Here is a 17,344-nt window from a genome sequence, read left to right on the forward strand (position 1 = left end):
CTTATAAATAAAGAGGAGTTATTTAGACCTTGTTTTTATTCAAGGCCATGAAAATTGCAAGGGCTGCAATTCCTAGAAAGATGGCATGTTTAAAATGAAATCCAGCTACGATAATATCATAAACTGTAATAGCCACTAAACCTAATCCTAATATAACGCGAAAATTCAATTTCATTTTTTCTACCAATTAATTTTTGAAAACTGTGCATCTGTAACCGCTAAAGTATCAATTACACTTCCATTTTTATTAAAATTTAAAGTAAAAAATCCTGATAAGTAGTTTTCTGTATTGTCTATTTCAGCCAAAACGACTGTTCCATTCTGTAAATCAGGATAATTCACTCCATTGATCGTTCCAAAAGAATAATTCGAAATAATTGGTCGACCTCCCAAAGAATCTCCGTCACCAAAATTCACATTAAAATATAAACTGTCATTTTGGAAAGTTAAAATCCATTCTGGAGCTTTTGACAAACTGTAATCAGAAAATGAAATTAGTTCACCGTTTATCTTGGCAGATAAATAAGTATCAACAACTGTTGGCACAAAATCGCATGGCGGACAAACGCCACCACAATCTGTTTTCACTTCTTTTTCGGGTGTAAAAATACCATCGGAACAAGATTGCTCTTCTTTCTTACAGGAGAAAATCAATAATGTAAATACTAGAAACATCGTTAATCTGGTCTTCATAAATTCAGCGATTACTTTATTATATTTGCATAAAAATCAAAAATACTGAAAATACCCACAACATACAAAACATTAAAAGGCACTTCTGAAGGTCAATATAAGGAGAAGGGATCCAAATTTATTGGAATCGCTATCAATTGTGAGGACGAAGAAGAAGCAAAGCAACTTTTGGCTAAGTGGAAAAATGACCACCATCAAGCCAGGCATTTGTGTTATGCATATCGTTTTGGTATAAATAAGGATGTTTATCGCGCAAATGACGACGGAGAACCGAGTAATTCTGCTGGTGCACCTATTTTAGGACAAATTCAATCTTTTGATTTAACGAATGTTTTAATTGGAGTTGTACGTTATTATGGCGGAACGAAATTGGGAGTCGGTGGACTAATTAACGCTTACCGAACTGCTGCAAAAGAAGCGGTCGAAAACGGAAGAATCATTGAAGAAGTTGTAAAAGACCGATTTGAATTGTTCTTTAGCTATCAAGATATGGCTTTGATTATGGATGTTGTAAAAGACAGCGATGCGTTTATCAATAAACAAATTTTTGAAAACGATTGTTATTTAAAAATAGCGATTAAAATAGAATCTACAGAATTATTATTATCAAAATTAGAATCATTTGATTCACTAAAAATTGAAAAAATTGGCACATTTTAAACCAGAATTATTAGAACAACTGATTGAAGTACGTGGTGCTTCAGGAAACGAAGAAAACATCAGAGATTTTATTCTTGATTACATTGAGAAAAACAAAAAATCGTGGAAAAGCGAAGTTACCATTCATTCTGGAGAAGGATTTCAGGATGCAATTGTCTTGATTTTCGGAAAACCAAAAACGGCTGTTTTCGCACATATTGACACCATAGGATTCACAACAGCTTATGATTTCAATCTCATTAAAATTGGTGGTCCAAAAACCATTGACGGAATGAAACTCGTGGGTAGCGATAGTCAAGGAGAAATCGAAACTGAATTGATGATTATCGAAGACGATGAAGGCCATAAAAGTTTGAAATACGTTTTCGATAGAGAAATTGACAGAGGGACAGATTTAACATTCAAACCCAATTTTAATTTAACTGAGCAATATGTTCAAACGCCTTATTTAGATAATCGTTTGGGTGTTTTAAATGCTTTAACTATTGCTGAAGATTTAGAAAATGGAGCAATTGTTTTTTCCACTTATGAAGAACATGGCGGAGGATCAGTTGGATTCTTAGGTCGCTTTTTATATGACAAATACAATGTTCATCAAGCTTTAATTTCTGATATTACTTGGGTAACAGAAGGAGTTCAACACGGCGGAGGAGTTGCGATTTCAATGCGTGATAAAGCTGTTCCAAGAAAGAGTTTTTTAAATAGAATTATTGCTATTGCAAAAGAAAATGACATTCAGTTTCAGTTGGAAGTTGAGTCGGCTGGAGGAAGTGATGGATCGATGTTACAAGACACAGACTTACCGTTTGATTGGTGTTTTATTGGAGCGCCAGAAGATAATGTTCACTCTCCAACTGAGAAGGTTTTCTTGAGTGATATTGAAGCAATGATGGAGTTGTATGGAGTTTTGATGAAAGAGTTGAATTAATTATTAATGGTAAATTATTAATGTTTAACGCCCGTGGATATTGAATTTCTACACATTAGAAATTATGGTTAATTTTCCGAAAGTAGTGTACAGCGCAAACCCGTTAACCATTAAACCTTAAACATTAATAATTAAAAACGTCCAGCGCAATTCACGTTAACCATTAAACCTTAAACATTAATAATTATAACAGCGCAAACCACGTTAAACATTAAACAATAATAATTAATCATTAGAAACCCTTTCAATACTCTCAAATTCTGTATATTTGATACAATTAGAACAATAAACTTATAATAAACTATGAAAAATAGAAATTTCGCATTCCTAATTATGGGTGCTTTATTTACTCTTGCTTCTTGTGCTCCCGTTTATAAATGTGGAGAACCAAGACCAGAAGGTGGAATAGCAGGAAGTAGCCGATTGAACGATGTGGTAATTGAGCGTGATGAACTTTGCGAAAACTTAGGTATCAAAACTGAAGAAAATGAATTCTTGATTAAGAACAATCAAAAATTGGGCTTTGTTAATGATAGTTTATCTACTACAAATAAAAAACTGAATGAGGAAAATGCTATTTCTAGCAAGAAATTGAAAAATCTTGAAGTTGAGCATTTAGAATTGAGTGAGCGTTTTTCAAAAGCAATTACAGAAAAACTAAATCAAGGTCATTTATATGATGAAAGATTAAAAGAAAAAGAGCGTCACTTGGCTGGAAAAGAAAATGATTTAGCGGAGAGAGAAAGAGAAATCAAAAAATTGGAGGACGAAATTGCTCGTCAGGATTCAATTGCGAACAGATTAAATTCTTTATTGCGTGAGGCTTTACTTGGATTTGATGGAGATGAATTGACAACCGAAATCAAAAACGGGAAGATTTATGTTTCGATGTCAGACAAATTGATGTTCCAATCAGGAAAAGCAAATGTTCAAGAAAAGGGACAAGAAGCTTTAAGAGCATTAGCTAGCGTTTTAACAAAAAACAAAGAATTTCAAATTTTGATTGAAGGTCACACAGATAATGTTCCGATTAAAACGGCACAATACAAAGACAATTGGGATTTAAGTGTTGCACGTGCAACCTCGATGGTAAGAATTTTACAAGATGAGCACAAACTTCACCCGGATAGACTGACTGCATCAGGTCGTGGAGAATATGATCCAAAAGCGAGCAATGATTCTGCGGATGGAAGAGCAAAAAACAGAAGAACTGAAATTATTTTATCTCCAGATTTAACGGAGGTAATGAAGTTTTTAGGAAAATAAAAGTATGCTTTTAACCACGAGTGAAAACTCGCGGCAGCATACTTTTAAATATAAAATTAGAATTGTTTAGAATTAAGGAGCAACAGAAATGTTGCTCTTTTTTTATAAGCTTATGTTGAAATTTAATTTAATTCTTCAGATAATAACTCAATTCAAGACTCTCTGCCCAAAAATCCCTACTGAATTTCACTCATCTGAGTAAATCCTGGAATTTCTTCAAAATATTGAATTGCTCCTGTTGATTGATTTACAAAAGCGACAATGGTTTGTAAACCGTTAGTAAGAATTAACCAATTAACACGTAACTTGAAATTGTATTGCGCTATTTGGTGCAGAACAGCTTCTGAGAGTTTTATTTGTGGTGCTTTGCATTCTATGATTGCGATTGCTTTTCCTTCTCGGTTAAAAATCACGCCATCACATCTGCGTACCATTTTATTGACTTCGATTGGATATTCTGCAGCGATTAAGGGTGCTGGAACTTCCTTGTTGTTAATCAAGAAATGCAATACATGTTGTCTAACCCACTCTTCTGGTGTGAGTAAAAGTTTCCTTTTTCTAAAAATATCCCATACGTAAATTTCCTCTCCTTTTTTAGAAAGTTTTAATGGTGTTTTGGGGAAATTTAAAGGCGTTAACATCGGGTAAAAATAGTATTAAAAAAGGAATTTTATGGTTTGTTTATGTAGGCTTGTCCTAATAGGCAAAGCCTAGATGTGCAACAAACCATTTAAATTCACCAATCACTTGGCAGAACAAATCATTTCAACTACCTTACAAATACATTTTTAAGACAATTCGTCAGAGTAAATAAACGCCACGCGCCATATTGTCATTGAGATGCAGCGATTTCACCATTGGATAGTTATTTGATACTATCTCATCAAAACAAGATAAAAATATGGATACTAATAAATGGACAACTAAAACGCAGATGGCTGTACAAAAAGGGCAAGAAATTGCGCTAGAAGGTGGTCAACAAGCGATTGAAACTGGACATGTTTTGCGCGGCATGATTCAGGTCGATGATAGTGTTCTTCCCTTTATATTTAAAGAATTAAATAGTGATTTAGCCATATTCACAAGTGCTTTGGATAGCATAATAAAAAACTATCCGAAAGTTCAAGGTGGAGGCGCACCCTATTTAAGTAACACGCTACAACGTGTTTTCAATTACGGGATGAACGAGATGCGCAACTTTAAGGACGAGTTTCTTTCACTGGAAGTTTTACTTTATGCATTGATGGACGGAAACGATTCAGTGGCGAGTTTGATGAAAGACAACAAGTTCAAAAAATCAACTTTAAAAGACGCAATTATGAAATTAAGAGATGGAGAATCTGTGGATTCACAAGGTAAGGATGGAACTTATAAATCCTTGGATAAATTTGCCAATAACTTAAATGAAATGGCGAAAAACGGGAAGTTAGACCCGATTATTGGTCGTGATGAAGAGATTCGTCGTGTACTGCAAATTCTAACGCGAAGAACGAAGAACAATCCAATTATGATTGGTGAACCTGGTGTGGGTAAAACAGCAATTGCTGAAGGAATAGCACAAAGAATTGTTTCGGAGGATGTTCCTGAAAATCTAAAATCTAAAATTGTTTATGCTTTAGATATGGGAGCTTTAATTGCCGGAGCGAAATACAAAGGAGAATTTGAAGAGCGTTTAAAAGCTGTGGTTAACGAGGTGATAAAATCGGATGGAGAAATTATTCTTTTCATTGATGAGATTCACACGCTTGTTGGTGCTGGTGCTGGAGAAGGCGCAATGGATGCAGCGAATATTCTAAAACCTGCTTTGGCACGTGGAGAATTGAGAGCTGTTGGAGCAACAACTTTGGATGAATACCAAAAACACTTTGAAAAAGACAAAGCTTTGGTTCGCCGTTTCCAAACGGTTTTAATTGACGAGCCAACAGCGGATGATGCAATTTCTATTCTTCGTGGAATTAAAGGAAAATATGAAAATCACCACAAGGTTTTAATCAAAGATGAAGCGATAATTGCTGCGGTGGAACTTTCACAACGCTATATTACCGACAGACAATTGCCAGATAAAGCGATTGACTTAATTGATGAAGCAGCTTCAAAATTGAGAATGGAAATCAACTCAAAACCAGCAGAACTGGATGAGATTGAAAGAAAAATCATGCAACTAGAAATTGAGCGTGAAGCAATAAAACGTGAAGATGATCATCAAAAACTAGCAGGTTTAAAAGCTGAGTTAGCAAATCTTTCAGAAAAACGCGATGAATTCATGGCGAAATGGAAAGCAGAGAAAGATGTAATTGATGTTATTCAAAATGCTAAAGAAGAAATTGAACAAGTTAAACTGAAAGCAGATCAAGCAGAACGTGCTGGAGATTATGGAAAAGTAGCGGAATTACGTTATGGAAAGATCAAAGAACTAGAGGCGGAAGTAGAAAAAGGAAAAGAGGACCTTTCTAAACTTCAAGCCAATAGTAAAATGATTAAGGAAGAAGTGGACGCTGAGGAAATTGCAGATGTAGTTTCTAAATGGACAGGAATTCCAGTTAATAAAATGTTGGAAAGTGAACGTGCGAAACTCTTGCGATTAGAAGATGAATTGCGATTAAGAGTCGTGGGTCAGGAAGAAGCAATTGAAGCAGTTTCAGATGCTGTTAGAAGAAACAAAGCTGGATTACAAAACCCTAGCAGACCAATTGGTTCGTTCCTTTTCATGGGAACAACTGGAGTTGGGAAAACTGAGTTAGCCAAAACATTAGCGGCCTATTTATTCAACGATGAAAACGCTATGACGCGTATTGACATGAGTGAATACCAAGAAAAGCACAGTGTGAGCAGGTTGGTTGGAGCACCTCCGGGATATGTTGGTTACGACGAAGGCGGACAATTGACGGAAGCTGTTCGAAGACGTCCCTACTCTATTATTTTGTTAGACGAAATCGAGAAAGCACATCCAGATGTGTTCAACGTATTACTGCAAGTTTTAGATGATGGAAGATTAACAGACAATAAAGGTCGATTGGTGAATTTCAAAAATACGATCATAATCATGACAACAAATATGGGTGCTGAAATCATTCAAAACAACTTTGAAGGAGCAACTGAAGCGGAACTTCCAAGAATAAAAGAGAAAACAAAGATGGAAATGAGTGAGTTCTTAAAACAACACATTCGTCCAGAGTTCTTGAATAGAATTGATGAACAAATCTTGTTTACTCCTTTGACAAAAGAAGATACACGTCAAATTGTAGAAATTCAGTTGAACAACTTGAAAAAGCAATTAGAGCAGCACGATATCAGATTGGTCGTAAAAGAAGAAGCTGTAAATTGGATTGCCGAAACAGGTTATGATCCGCACTTTGGTGCTAGACCAGTGAAAAGGGTAATTCAGAAAAGCATTTTGAATGAGTTATCGAAAGATTTACTTGCACAGAAAATTGACAAAACGCAGAATGTAGTTGTTGATTTGCTAGGTGATAAAATTGTGTTTAGAAAACCGATAACTGAAGAAGAGGAAGAAGAAGCTGCGATTTAAATAGTGGAATAATAATGTAGGAAATCCCTTGTACTGAAAAGTATGAGGGATTTTTATTTGGAAAAAAGATTACAAATTAAACCCGCTTTAAGACAGAAAACTAACTTATAATGAATCGTTTTGCATTTATCCTCCCTCTGTATCTCCCTCCAAAGGGAGAAACGCTTTGAACTATGCTGAAAGCTATGCCTAACTATCTTCTCTTAAATTAGAAAAGATAATCTACTTTGATATCGCCTCAAACCTCTCACACTCCCTCGAAACTGAAATATATAAATCGGAGATTTATATATTTCTCATTGCTTCTACAATTCTACTTGCAGCAGGACAGATTTCAGCATTTGTTAAAGTAAGCGGGATAATTTGAAACATCTTTTTTCTATCGGTGTGCGGATATTCACTACAGGCTCTTGGTCTATCTTCATAAACGCTACATGAATTATCATCGAAAAGGAAAGGACAAGGTTCAGCTAATTTCAAAACATAATCTTCGTCTTCATCTACTCTAAGATATTGATCGATAAATTGAATTGGCTTTACTCTGAATCGCTTAGCTAATTTTTTAATGTCAACATCTCTAAATATCGGACTGGTTGTTTTGCAGCAATTTGCACATTCTAAGCAATCAATATCTTGAAATGCTTTTTCGTGTTCTGCATGGAAAATTTCATCGAGCTTCCTTTCTGGAGTTCGTCTCATTTGTTTTCCCAACCTTTTATTGTCAGCTTTATTCTCCTGGGCAATGTCTAAATCCTCTTGATATTTCATTACTGCAAAGTTAGGGGAATAATATTTAGTTGTTAGAAAAAATATTGTTTTATCACTATCTCAAAATATCCTTTAAAAAATGAGAAAGCTATTCTAAAACAAATATGCTACCTCTATTTAACAACAAAGACTTTATCTTTGGCTTCAGACTTGTAACAAAAAGAAAAACTAAAATAATGAAAAACATACTCTTATTTACTTTCATTCTTTTTTCATTTGTGCTTTCAGCACAAACTAAAGTTTACAAAGGAAATTCTACGAGTCATTTTGATTGTCTTTACACAATTGAGAACGAAAAAGTTTATCGCGGGAATTCAACAAGTTTTACTGATATTATTTTTACGATTTCTGAAAACAAAGTCTACCAAGGAAATTCGACAAGTTTTACCGATTGCCGTTACACAATAAAAGACAATAAAGTATATTTAGGGAGGTCTACGAATTTTACAGACTGTATCTACACTTTAAAAGACGGAAAGGTTTACCTCGGAAATTCATCAAGTTTTACCGCTTGTTTACTTACCATTTCGGGAGGAGAAATATATCATGGAAACTCAACAAGCTTCACAGATTGTATTGCAAAAGTTGAAAAATCACTTGATTTAGCTTTAATTGCGGTTTTGTTTGGTCCTTATTAGTTTAGGGCATCTCTAAAAACTCTACCTTGGTTGCTAACTTGTTATTTTTTCCAACAGAGTTATTAGAGATGCCCTTTACAAATTCATTAAATATTTCACAATATCTTCGCTAGAATCCAATTGAATTTTCTTTCTAACTCTTCCTTTAATTCCTTGAACGGCTCTATGAGAAATTGCTATTTCATTAGAAGTTAAATTCATTCTAATTTAAGCACAAAAACGAATATCTTTTGGTGTTAAACCTGGAGATAAGGCATTGAATTTATCAAAGAAACCTTGGTCTTTGAACAGAGATTTTTATTTTTAAACTAATATTTTCCACTTTCACTCCTCTTCTATTTTGTTCTTAAAGCCTTTTCTAACTTAGAATATTCACTTTAATCAATTTTTTGATTTAAATTTTACTCACAATTATTCCTTTAACTAACTTTAAATCAAGGCACTTATACAAATCATTTAGAATCGAAACTAAAATCTGTTCTATTAACCATAAAACTTGGCAACCTTTTTGAACATTCACAAATCATTAACTATGCATACATACAAATATGCAGTTAAAGAAAAGTCATGAAATCTCTAATTTTAATACTATTTACAACATTTGGATTAAGCAACCAATCTACATTATTCGCTCAAGAAACATTCGACGTCAAAGTTATTGTGACAAATATTAACTCACAAAAAGGAAAGGTTCGTTTAGGCATTTTCAACAGTTCTAAAACGTTTTTAGATCAAGGAAAAGAATACAAAACCTATTCTGAAAGTCCAGATGGAAAAACTTTGACATTTTATCTTAATGACTTCACGAAAGGTGAATATGCAATTTCACTTTATCATGATATCAACTCAGACAACAAGTGTAATTTGAGTTTCCTTTTAAGACCTTCAGAGCCTTATGGATTTTCAAATAATGTGAAGCTGAAACTTTTTAAACCTGATTTTGAAGATTGTAAGGTTTTAGTTGATGGAGATAAGACGGTTAGGATTGAATTGGTGGAGTAGGTATTTAATTGTTAATGGTAAATTATTAATGGTAAACGTCGTGGATGGCTTTAATTATTAATATGGGCTACCCATTTGAAACACAGGATTAAATTCAAATTTTATGTAAATATCCTCACCGGAATAAGTAGCTATTAATTAGTAGGTTAAAAAAGAATATTCAATCCAAAAATCAATATTTTATGGATTTTACGAAGGATCTATTTTACTTATGGAATACTAAATCCTTAGAGCATCAACTACCTTATTAATAGATTTCATATCTTCAACCTAGGTAAGGAAACTAAGGAAAAATACTGATATTTAAATAGTTAACCCTATTTTTAATTATTACTTAGTTGTTGATCAAGTTGATTGATTATTTATATCAATTTTGTTACATTTAGATGAATTACTATTTTATTAACTAATGGAAAAACAAAACACCGAAGAACAACTTAAAGAGGTTATTGAGAAAGCTACTCATAAAGAATTAATAAAATTCATTGAAGTTCAATGTGGGGTGAATGAACAATTTAAAAACTTATTCCTTTCAAGTTTCGCTCATTTGAATGATAATCAATCTAAAGAATTTTACAATCAACAAATAAGATTGGTATTAGAATCTGTTATGGATCGACACGATTTTATAGGCTGGTATCAAATGAAATATCTTTTAAGAGGAATAGACCCAATAGTTGCCATTTCAGAAAACCAATTCAAAAATGAAAATTATAAAGTTGCCATCAATATATGTTCAGCACTTTTAGAAGAGATGACTGAAGCTATCCAATTCAGCGATGATAGCGGAGGAGACATTGGAGGTATTATTGAAAATGCATATCAAATGCTTCTCGATATTTCAACGAAAAACATATCAGCTGATTTAAAAAAGGAGCTTTTTGATTATTGCATCTTTACTTTTAATAAAGGATTATTCAAAGGCTGGAGCTGGCATATTGGAATGCTTACCATAGCCTACAATCTAATAGATTCAATAACCGATATTGATATAATCCTTAATTGTTTAGACACTATGCAGGATAAATATGAAAGGAAAAATGCTCAAAATTTTAAACTTGAAATATTAGAAAAGCACAAAGGGAAAGAAGAAGTTCAAAATTTCATTGAACTGCATATTGATAACCCTACAATCAGAAAAGATGAGATTGAAAAAGCAGTAGAAAACCAAGATTTTAACCGCGCAAAACAACTTTTATTGGATGGAATTAAGTTTGATCAAGAAGATCGTCCAGGTTTAGTAAATGAATGGTACGACTTGCTTTTAAAAATCGCTCAATTTCAAAATGATAAATCTAAACTTATAGAATATGCTCGATATTTATTCATAAATTCTTTCAAACCGAAAGTTGATTATTATGAAATTTTGAAACAGAATGTAGCCAAAAAGGAATGGAAAGAATTATTAGAAGACTTAATTTCAGAAATTTCCCCTAAAAAAAGCTGGAACTACAGTGAAAAAGTTAGAAGCATATTTATCAAGGAACAATGGTGGGACAGACTGTTTTTAATGTTGAAAGAAAATCTTTCTTTAGAAAACATTGCTAACAACGAAGAGTATTTATCAAAAGATTATAATGAAGAACTAATAAAACTTTATAAGGAGAGAATATCAAGTTATTTGGAGAGATTTGAAGGTAGAAACAATTACAAAACCGCTTGCTCCTATTTAAAAAGAATGAAAAAATTAAGCGACCTTGAAGGTTTTATTGCCTTTGTGAACTCAATAAAAACAACCTATCCTAAACGCAAAGCATTATTGGATGAATTAAATAAGTTGGTTTGAATTGAACAAATTTCTTTATGATATTTTGAATACTAATTTTTAACACCCAAATTAGTGGAAATTAACAGCATACAGAACAAACCAAAACACTAAACAATGAAGCTCTATTTAACAATATTCCTACTTTCTACTTTATTGATATTTATAAGCTGCAACAAAGTAAAAGAAGATAGTCATATAAAAAACTATTTCAATGAAATTACCCAAAGCTGTATTAAGATTCAACTGGGTTATTTCGACTTAAATGCTTTTAAAGGAGACACAAACATAAATTGGGTAAGACCTCGGAAAATTACACCTCAAAATAACGATTCACCGCGAATGTATTTGGATGATGTTGGTTCTGAAATTATCTCTTTCCATAATGGTATGATAAAATAATAATGCAACTTTAAAGAAATATTTGATAAACAAAAACTTAAAACAATGAAAAATTCAGCAAAGATTATAGTATTATCCCTATCTATCTTGTTATCAATTAATTTAAACGCACAATCTGAGAAAAACGGAATTGGTATTGGATTCCATGTGAATCAAATTCAAAATGATTTTGGGATTGGAATAGATATCATCAGTCCATATTTTGCGAATTCGATAGTTGCAATAAAAATAGGTGGTAGTTTAAAGTGGCTGCAGCACTCAACATTAACTTCAACTACTTGGACCCCCTATCAAAATGTTCAATTAGGAATTAGAAGTCGTAATTTTATTATTGATGACAAATTTTTCATCTACGGAGAAGGTGGTGGAATAGTACTTATCCCAAATTCAATATTTTCTTCCGAAGAATTTAGAGGTGGAGGTTACGGACTTTTTGGTTTTGAGTTTAGAACCAGTTCTAAAATTGGATTCTATTTTGAACTTGGTGGAGTTGGAACAGGAGCAAGAGCAGATAAAATAGTTAAAAGTCCAATTTACTCCAATGGATTTTTAACGAATGTAGGGTTTAGAATTACCCTATAATACTTTAATTTATATTGTACTTTTTAATATTTAATCCAACATTTAGCAAGAATCGGGTTTTAAATAATTAAAAACCTTTCTATTTTTGAGGTAATCAAATTTCTCATAAATGAATGAACAGCAAATTCTAAATTACCAGCGCATAGCAGAAGCAATTGAATTCATTCAACAGAATTATAAAGACCAACCTACACTTGACGAAATTGCTGATAAAGTTAATTTAAGTCCATTTCATTTTCAACGTTTATTTACTGATTGGGCTGGTGTGAGTCCAAAGAAATTCTTGCAATTCATCAGTGTTCAACATGCCAAACAAATGCTAGGAAATAATCAAGCTACATTATTTGACACTGCATCAGAAGCTAGACTTTCTGGTACTGGCAGACTACATGATTTATTCGTAAAAATTGAGGGAATGACTCCGGGAGAATATAAAAACAAAGGAGAAAACCTCATCATTAACTATAGTTTTTCGGACAGTCATTTTGGAAGAATATTGGTTGCTTCAACGAATAAAGGAATTTGTTATATGGGTTTTTCAGATGATGATGAAATTGCTTTTTCAGAATTAAAAACCCGTTTTCCGAATGCAAAGTTCAAAGAGCAATCTGATACTATTCAAGAAAATGCATTGAAGATCTATTCCGAAGATTGGACAGAAATAGATAAAATCAAACTGCATTTAAAAGGAACTGATTTTCAGCTTAAAGTTTGGGAAGCACTTTTAAAGATTCCAACAGGAAGGCTTTCAACTTACGGAGAAATAGCAACAAAAATAGAAAAACCAAAAGCAGCTAGAGCAGTTGGAACAGCGATTGGTAGTAATCCGATAGCATTTTTGATTCCTTGTCACAGGGTAATTCAAGCGACTGGTGCTTTTGGTGGATATATGTGGGGAACGACTCGGAAAACGGCAATTATTGGATGGGAAATGGCAATTGATAGTTGATAATTGATAATTGAAAACTAATGATTAATGTTAAATTATTAATGATTAACGTCAGCAAAGAGGAATTTTGAATGATGAATGTTGAATTGTGTTTAGTGAGAAATTTATGGTTTGGGTAGTTATGAATGAAAAAAAAACTTAAAAGGCGGTTATTGTTGGTTGATAAGCGGCAAGAGTTAATGAATTTACTTTTTTAATATCTAGACACAAAATATTTGTTCACAATACCATAAATTGGTATTTTAATAAATAAATTTACAAAAATGGCTAAAAACACTTCATTTACAATTGGGAATCACTTCAATGAGTTTATTTCAAATCAAGTGAAATCTGGGCGATTTTCTTCAACAAGCGAAGTTATTAAAGCTGCTTTAAAACTTCTAGAATATGAAGAAACCCATAAAGAAAAACTATTAAGCGCATTGGAGCAAGGAGAGAAGTCAGGCTTTATTGAAGATTTTGATCGAACAACTTACATGAAAAAACTTCATGAAAAATATGACAAGTAATGAAGTACAAAATATCGGTAAGAGGTTTAATTGACCTTGACGAAATTTGGCTTTATACATTCGAAGAATGGTCTATTGAACAAGCTGACATTTATATAAATTCAATTTTAGATAAAATAGATTTTTTAAGTAAAACCCTTTTCAAGGAGATGATTATAGTAATATTAAAAATGGATATTATAGATCAAAAATAAATTCACACTATATTTTCTACAAAGTAAATAGTATTGGAAATAAAATTGAAGTAATTAGAGTTCTTCATGAAGTTAGGGATATTAAAAGCCATTTACGAAAATATTAAGCCAAAATAGAATGAGATATCTGATAAAATTTGAATATTAAAATGAGACAGCGATTCATAAGTACTTTTATTATTCTTTTTGTAATCTGCACTGCTGGTTTTTCACAAATAGTAGGAATCGATTACATTCTAAATCAAGAAATTGAGAAAATTGAAGATTTTAATAAAGAGAAACTTAAATTTTACCAAACCTCTTTAGAAACAGGTTTTAATGAATTTAAAATTCAGGATACAGCAACGATTAAAAAATTAGAGGATAAAACAATTTACAAAGTTGAACTCTACTACTCTAGTTACAAAGAATCTGATGGTTTTTCTCAAAGAGAATTGAACGAGAAAAGATTAGCTTATTTAAGACAAGTTTTACCTTTTGTGTTTGAAAACAATGCAATTGAATGGAAACTAATGAATCAAATCGAGAATGAAGACAAATCTAAAGCTCAAAATTTATTTCACGGATTCGTTTTTTATTCCAGAGAGCCGGTTATAGAATTAAAAGATGGAACACTGATCACGATTACAACCAAAGATGAAATTAACATCATAAAAAGTGGATTAGGCGAAATGATACCTAGAGATTCCTCAACCGCTTTATCAAAATTATGCATGAATATTTGTGATTCCATTGGTGTGGATACATTGATAAACTACAGAGGACAGACAGTTTATTCAGGTAAATACTGGCCAAACAATGCAAGAAGAAAAGCAAAAGGGAAGTTATTAAACAAAGAAAGCATTTGGAGGAGAGAAGCTGAATACAAGATAATTAAAGACCGCGCTATTACGATTAGAATCAAATCCGAGTGCTACGGTGATGCACTCAAAGATATTCTAAGAGATTATAGAACTTATTTTGGTCCAGCATCAAGAGATTCTAAAGCTTCAGATACTGTTGTTAAACAAACATTGAACAATAATTTTTGGGAAAATGCATTGGTAGTTGAAGATGTTACGGGAAGTATGTATCCATATATAACGCAAACATTGCAATGGAGAAGATTAAAAATCGCCAGCACGAATTTAGATAATTTTGCTTTTTTTAATGACGGCGACAACAAACCAGATGGAAAAATTGGGAAATCTGGTGGCGTGTATGAAGTTTATTCTGACAGTATTAAAGAAGTAGAAGAAACTGCTTTTTCCACAATGCGCAAGGGAAATGGCGGTCGTGGTCCTGAAAATGATATTGAAGCCATGATTCGAGGAGTAGATCAAACTGAAATGAAAGTTGAAAATATAGTTTTGATAGCAGATAACTTTGCATCGGTCAGAGACATGGCAATTCTAGATATATTAATTGAAAAGAATATTCCTATTTCGGTGATTGTATGTGGTTCACTTCGTGGCAGAATAAGTTATCAATATATTGATATTGCTAGAATTTCAGGTGGTAAATTATTTACAATTGAGGAGGATATTGACTTTACAATTCCCTTGGCAGAAGGAGCGAAAATCAAAATTGGTATGCAAACATTTCTTATAAGAAAAGGAGAATTAGTTTTGATAAAATGATTAAACTTGCCAACTAAGCACATTAAGAAAAAATGAAATTAAGCAAAGCAACCACACTTTTAATATCTGGACTATTTCTAACGTTTTTGAGTTTAAGTGATTTAGATAATTTTAGTATTCTATTACATGGCTTTTTTCTATTAATTGGACTCACAGCAATTGTCATGTCAGTAATTGTGCATGTTAAATCTAGAAACGAAACAGATAATTGACAATTCACAATTGATAATTTTAAATGAAGACTCCTGAAATAGAACTCATCGATTCACAGCTTTTTAAACCACAAGGAAGAAAGCTAAGCAATATTAAAATAGAACCAGAAAGCAAAGAATATTTGGCACATACTTTTCATTTGGACGGACAAAAAGTAGTCTTCCGAAAAGCTAAAATCACTCCAACAAAAACGGGTCAATTCGTTACCATTTGGAAGCGCAACCAAAAGGGAATTACTGCTCCTTTTAGCATTACAGATGATTTTGAGTCTATGATTATCTTAACTCAAAAACAAGATTCTATCGGCGTTTTTATATTTCCAAAAGCTGTTTTACATCAGAATAAAATAATTTCAGACGATAAAAAAGACGGAAAACGTGGAATCAGGGTTTATCCTCCTTGGGATATTCCAACAAGCAAGCAAGCCTTAAAAACTCAGGAATGGCAGACTAAATACTTTTTTGAATTGATAATTGATAATTGATAATTTAAAAAACCTAAACCATACCAACTAATTATTTGGAAATGATAACAGGATTTATTCTAACATAAAAACGCTGGTGTTCACTCAGCCAAGAGTTTAGTTCTAAACTGAATGAACGACACGTTAATAATTAACCATTATTTATTTATCCTTATCGTAAAAGTTCGTCTTATAAGTTTCATAATCAACTTGCTGAATAGAAACCTTTTTGGCATGTTCAGACGGACGAATTGGTCTTCCTTTGTAGATCATTATTGCTCTAGTTATTTCGGCGCCAATCAGAATTACTACGGTTGAATAATAAACCCAAATCAATAAAACTACGATTGACCCGGCAGCTTGGTATGTTTCGGCAAAATTACTTGTTGACAAATAATATTGAATTGCATATTTACCAAAAATGAACAATCCTGAAGTAATTAAAGCCGCCAAACCAACATCTTTCCATCTTAATTGTACATCTGGTAAGAATTTGAATATCATTCCTATGATTACAAATACAATTGCGAAGGACACAACACTGCTTGTTATATTTAAAAGCAAACTTGGTTCGCTTCCAATTATACTTTGAATTTTCCCAAAGAATAGCTCAAGTAGGGTATCACTAATCAAAGAAACAATTAAAATAAAACCCATTCCTACTATCATTCCTAGTGATAAAACTCTATTTATAAGAAATTTGACAAATCCTCTTTTAGGTTGAGCAACAACATCCCAGATTTTATTCAAACCTTCTTGTAAACTCATGAAAATAGTCGTTGCAGAGAAAACCAATGTTCCAACACCAAATATTGTTTGAAAGGTATTATCGTCCGACATATCAACTTGAATGATAATTTCAGAAATAGAATTGGCTATATCTGGTCCTATAAATTCGCTTAATTGCATAGTTAATTCACCAGTTGCCGCCTCTCTCCCAAGAAAAACTCCTGCCACAACAATAATCGTCACAATTAGTCCAGGAAGTGAAAAAATAGTATAAAATGCAATAGCTGCTGCAAAGGTCATTAAGCTGTGTGATCCAATTCCTGCAATAATCGTTTTTATAACTTCAATAACTGGATTTAGGAATTTCTTTATTTTTTCGAACATATAGTGTTATTAATTAGAGTTTATGTTAAAAATTAATCTGCTAGTAAATAT

21 protein-coding genes are annotated in these 17,344 nt (G+C 32.5%); 15 read left to right on the top strand and 6 right to left on the bottom strand.

From position 1 onward, the window contains the following. Positions 1-22: 22 nt before the first annotated feature. The gene (locus ERX46_RS17540) at positions 23-175 is read right to left on the bottom strand and encodes a hypothetical protein (RefSeq protein WP_165366234.1); all 153 of its coding nucleotides are present in this window, start codon (positions 173-175) and stop codon (positions 23-25) included. Positions 176-180: 5 nt separating this feature from the next. Beyond that, positions 181-693: a hypothetical protein gene (locus ERX46_RS13165; RefSeq protein WP_130094333.1), complete on the bottom strand. Its 513-nt coding sequence runs from the start codon at positions 691-693 to the stop codon at positions 181-183. Between the two features lie 51 nt (positions 694-744). On the opposite strand from ERX46_RS13165, the gene ERX46_RS13170 reads away from it, so the two are divergent. The 3 genes from ERX46_RS13170 to ERX46_RS13180 all read left to right on the top strand — a co-directional run bounded on the left by ERX46_RS13170 (position 745) and on the right by ERX46_RS13180 (position 3,547). Continuing rightward, the gene (locus tag ERX46_RS13170; RefSeq protein WP_130094334.1) at positions 745-1,353 is read left to right on the top strand and encodes an IMPACT family protein; all 609 of its coding nucleotides are present in this window, start codon (positions 745-747) and stop codon (positions 1,351-1,353) included. Beyond that, the gene (locus tag ERX46_RS13175) at positions 1,340-2,281 is read left to right on the top strand and encodes a M20/M25/M40 family metallo-hydrolase (protein ID WP_130094335.1); all 942 of its coding nucleotides are present in this window, start codon (positions 1,340-1,342) and stop codon (positions 2,279-2,281) included. Before ERX46_RS13170 ends, ERX46_RS13175 begins: the two co-directional genes overlap by 14 nt. 303 nt (positions 2,282-2,584) lie before the next feature. Then, the gene (locus tag ERX46_RS13180) at positions 2,585-3,547 is read left to right on the top strand and encodes an OmpA family protein (protein WP_130094336.1); all 963 of its coding nucleotides are present in this window, start codon (positions 2,585-2,587) and stop codon (positions 3,545-3,547) included. Positions 3,548-3,723: 176 nt separating this feature from the next. On the opposite strand, the gene ERX46_RS13185 is transcribed toward ERX46_RS13180, so the two are convergent. Continuing rightward, positions 3,724-4,188, bottom strand: a complete 465-nt coding sequence (locus ERX46_RS13185; protein WP_130094337.1) for a type I restriction enzyme HsdR N-terminal domain-containing protein — start codon at positions 4,186-4,188, stop codon at positions 3,724-3,726. A 260-nt stretch (positions 4,189-4,448) separates the two neighbouring features. Here ERX46_RS13185 and clpB point away from each other — a divergent pair, with 260 nt between their 5' ends. Further along, the gene (clpB, locus tag ERX46_RS13190) at positions 4,449-7,076 is read left to right on the top strand and encodes an ATP-dependent chaperone ClpB (protein ID WP_130094338.1); all 2,628 of its coding nucleotides are present in this window, start codon (positions 4,449-4,451) and stop codon (positions 7,074-7,076) included. Positions 7,077-7,361: 285 nt separating this feature from the next. Here clpB and ERX46_RS13195 read toward each other — a convergent pair whose 3' ends face one another. Continuing rightward, positions 7,362-7,844, bottom strand: coding sequence for a YkgJ family cysteine cluster protein (locus ERX46_RS13195; RefSeq protein ID WP_130094339.1), 483 nt, complete (start codon positions 7,842-7,844; stop codon positions 7,362-7,364). A 176-nt stretch (positions 7,845-8,020) separates the two neighbouring features. Between ERX46_RS13195 and ERX46_RS13200 the strand changes: the two genes are divergently transcribed. Next, on the top strand, positions 8,021-8,482 hold the full coding sequence (locus ERX46_RS13200; RefSeq protein WP_130094340.1) for a hypothetical protein: 462 nt from the start codon (positions 8,021-8,023) through the stop codon (positions 8,480-8,482). Between the two features lie 75 nt (positions 8,483-8,557). On the opposite strand, the gene ERX46_RS17805 is transcribed toward ERX46_RS13200, so the two are convergent. Beyond that, on the bottom strand, positions 8,558-8,683 hold the full coding sequence (locus ERX46_RS17805) for a hypothetical protein (protein ID WP_262708097.1): 126 nt from the start codon (positions 8,681-8,683) through the stop codon (positions 8,558-8,560). Between the two features lie 366 nt (positions 8,684-9,049). On the opposite strand from ERX46_RS17805, the gene ERX46_RS13205 reads away from it, so the two are divergent. The 10 genes from ERX46_RS13205 to ERX46_RS13250 all read left to right on the top strand — a co-directional run bounded on the left by ERX46_RS13205 (position 9,050) and on the right by ERX46_RS13250 (position 16,201). Beyond that, the gene (locus ERX46_RS13205) at positions 9,050-9,484 is read left to right on the top strand and encodes a DUF2141 domain-containing protein (protein ID WP_130094341.1); all 435 of its coding nucleotides are present in this window, start codon (positions 9,050-9,052) and stop codon (positions 9,482-9,484) included. Between the two features lie 409 nt (positions 9,485-9,893). Further along, on the top strand, positions 9,894-11,270 hold the full coding sequence (locus tag ERX46_RS13210) for a hypothetical protein (RefSeq protein ID WP_130094342.1): 1,377 nt from the start codon (positions 9,894-9,896) through the stop codon (positions 11,268-11,270). Positions 11,271-11,366: 96 nt separating this feature from the next. Then, entirely contained in the window at positions 11,367-11,651 is a 285-nt protein-coding gene (locus ERX46_RS13215) for a hypothetical protein (RefSeq protein WP_130094343.1), read from the top strand. Positions 11,652-11,696: 45 nt separating this feature from the next. Next, the gene (locus ERX46_RS13220; protein WP_130094344.1) at positions 11,697-12,233 is read left to right on the top strand and encodes a hypothetical protein; all 537 of its coding nucleotides are present in this window, start codon (positions 11,697-11,699) and stop codon (positions 12,231-12,233) included. A 109-nt stretch (positions 12,234-12,342) separates the two neighbouring features. Then, entirely contained in the window at positions 12,343-13,182 is an 840-nt protein-coding gene (locus ERX46_RS13225; protein WP_130094345.1) for a bifunctional helix-turn-helix domain-containing protein/methylated-DNA--[protein]-cysteine S-methyltransferase, read from the top strand. Between the two features lie 263 nt (positions 13,183-13,445). Then, positions 13,446-13,691, top strand: a complete 246-nt coding sequence (locus ERX46_RS13230; protein WP_130094346.1) for a type II toxin-antitoxin system ParD family antitoxin — start codon at positions 13,446-13,448, stop codon at positions 13,689-13,691. Continuing rightward, the gene (locus ERX46_RS17720; protein ID WP_242494578.1) at positions 13,691-13,885 is read left to right on the top strand and encodes a type II toxin-antitoxin system RelE/ParE family toxin; all 195 of its coding nucleotides are present in this window, start codon (positions 13,691-13,693) and stop codon (positions 13,883-13,885) included. The genes ERX46_RS13230 and ERX46_RS17720 overlap by 1 nt, the downstream gene beginning before the upstream one ends. Positions 13,886-14,034: 149 nt before the next feature. Beyond that, entirely contained in the window at positions 14,035-15,504 is a 1,470-nt protein-coding gene (locus ERX46_RS13240; RefSeq protein ID WP_130094347.1) for a hypothetical protein, read from the top strand. Between the two features lie 32 nt (positions 15,505-15,536). Next, positions 15,537-15,716, top strand: coding sequence for a hypothetical protein (locus tag ERX46_RS13245; RefSeq protein ID WP_130094348.1), 180 nt, complete (start codon positions 15,537-15,539; stop codon positions 15,714-15,716). A 23-nt stretch (positions 15,717-15,739) separates the two neighbouring features. Further along, a complete protein-coding gene (locus tag ERX46_RS13250) occupies positions 15,740-16,201 on the top strand; it encodes a MepB family protein (RefSeq protein WP_130094349.1) in 462 nt (153 codons plus the stop codon). Between the two features lie 141 nt (positions 16,202-16,342). Here ERX46_RS13250 and ERX46_RS13255 read toward each other — a convergent pair whose 3' ends face one another. Continuing rightward, a complete protein-coding gene (locus tag ERX46_RS13255; protein WP_130094350.1) occupies positions 16,343-17,293 on the bottom strand; it encodes a YihY/virulence factor BrkB family protein in 951 nt (316 codons plus the stop codon). Positions 17,294-17,344 lie beyond the last annotated feature (51 nt).

Origin of the sequence: Brumimicrobium glaciale (assembly GCF_004152935.1) — a bacterium.
In the GTDB taxonomy this organism is placed as follows: domain Bacteria; phylum Bacteroidota; class Bacteroidia; order Flavobacteriales_D; family Crocinitomicaceae; genus Brumimicrobium; species Brumimicrobium glaciale.

Excerpts from the sequence above, each read along its gene's own strand:
- ERX46_RS13245 (WP_130094348.1), top strand. The coding sequence starts at position 15,537 with ATGAAATTAAGCAAAGCAACCACACTTTTAATATCTGGACTATTTCTA.
- ERX46_RS13205 (WP_130094341.1), top strand. The coding sequence starts at position 9,050 with ATGAAATCTCTAATTTTAATACTATTTACAACATTTGGATTAAGCAAC.
- ERX46_RS13165 (WP_130094333.1), bottom strand. The coding sequence starts at position 693 with ATGAAGACCAGATTAACGATGTTTCTAGTATTTACATTATTGATTTTC.
- ERX46_RS13220 (WP_130094344.1), top strand. The coding sequence starts at position 11,697 with ATGAAAAATTCAGCAAAGATTATAGTATTATCCCTATCTATCTTGTTA.
- ERX46_RS13230 (WP_130094346.1), top strand. The coding sequence starts at position 13,446 with ATGGCTAAAAACACTTCATTTACAATTGGGAATCACTTCAATGAGTTT.
- ERX46_RS17720 (WP_242494578.1), top strand. The coding sequence starts at position 13,691 with ATGAAGTACAAAATATCGGTAAGAGGTTTAATTGACCTTGACGAAATT.
- ERX46_RS13240 (WP_130094347.1), top strand. The coding sequence starts at position 14,035 with ATGAGACAGCGATTCATAAGTACTTTTATTATTCTTTTTGTAATCTGC.
- ERX46_RS17805 (WP_262708097.1), bottom strand. The coding sequence starts at position 8,683 with ATGAATTTAACTTCTAATGAAATAGCAATTTCTCATAGAGCCGTTCAA.
- ERX46_RS13195 (WP_130094339.1), bottom strand. The coding sequence starts at position 7,844 with ATGAAATATCAAGAGGATTTAGACATTGCCCAGGAGAATAAAGCTGAC.
- ERX46_RS13225 (WP_130094345.1), top strand. The coding sequence starts at position 12,343 with ATGAATGAACAGCAAATTCTAAATTACCAGCGCATAGCAGAAGCAATT.
- ERX46_RS13210 (WP_130094342.1), top strand. The coding sequence starts at position 9,894 with ATGGAAAAACAAAACACCGAAGAACAACTTAAAGAGGTTATTGAGAAA.
- clpB (WP_130094338.1), top strand. The coding sequence starts at position 4,449 with ATGGATACTAATAAATGGACAACTAAAACGCAGATGGCTGTACAAAAA.
- ERX46_RS13250 (WP_130094349.1), top strand. The coding sequence starts at position 15,740 with ATGAAGACTCCTGAAATAGAACTCATCGATTCACAGCTTTTTAAACCA.
- ERX46_RS13185 (WP_130094337.1), bottom strand. The coding sequence starts at position 4,188 with ATGTTAACGCCTTTAAATTTCCCCAAAACACCATTAAAACTTTCTAAA.
- ERX46_RS13200 (WP_130094340.1), top strand. The coding sequence starts at position 8,021 with ATGAAAAACATACTCTTATTTACTTTCATTCTTTTTTCATTTGTGCTT.
- ERX46_RS13215 (WP_130094343.1), top strand. The coding sequence starts at position 11,367 with ATGAAGCTCTATTTAACAATATTCCTACTTTCTACTTTATTGATATTT.
- ERX46_RS13180 (WP_130094336.1), top strand. The coding sequence starts at position 2,585 with ATGAAAAATAGAAATTTCGCATTCCTAATTATGGGTGCTTTATTTACT.
- ERX46_RS17540 (WP_165366234.1), bottom strand. The coding sequence starts at position 175 with ATGAAATTGAATTTTCGCGTTATATTAGGATTAGGTTTAGTGGCTATT.
- ERX46_RS13255 (WP_130094350.1), bottom strand. The coding sequence starts at position 17,293 with ATGTTCGAAAAAATAAAGAAATTCCTAAATCCAGTTATTGAAGTTATA.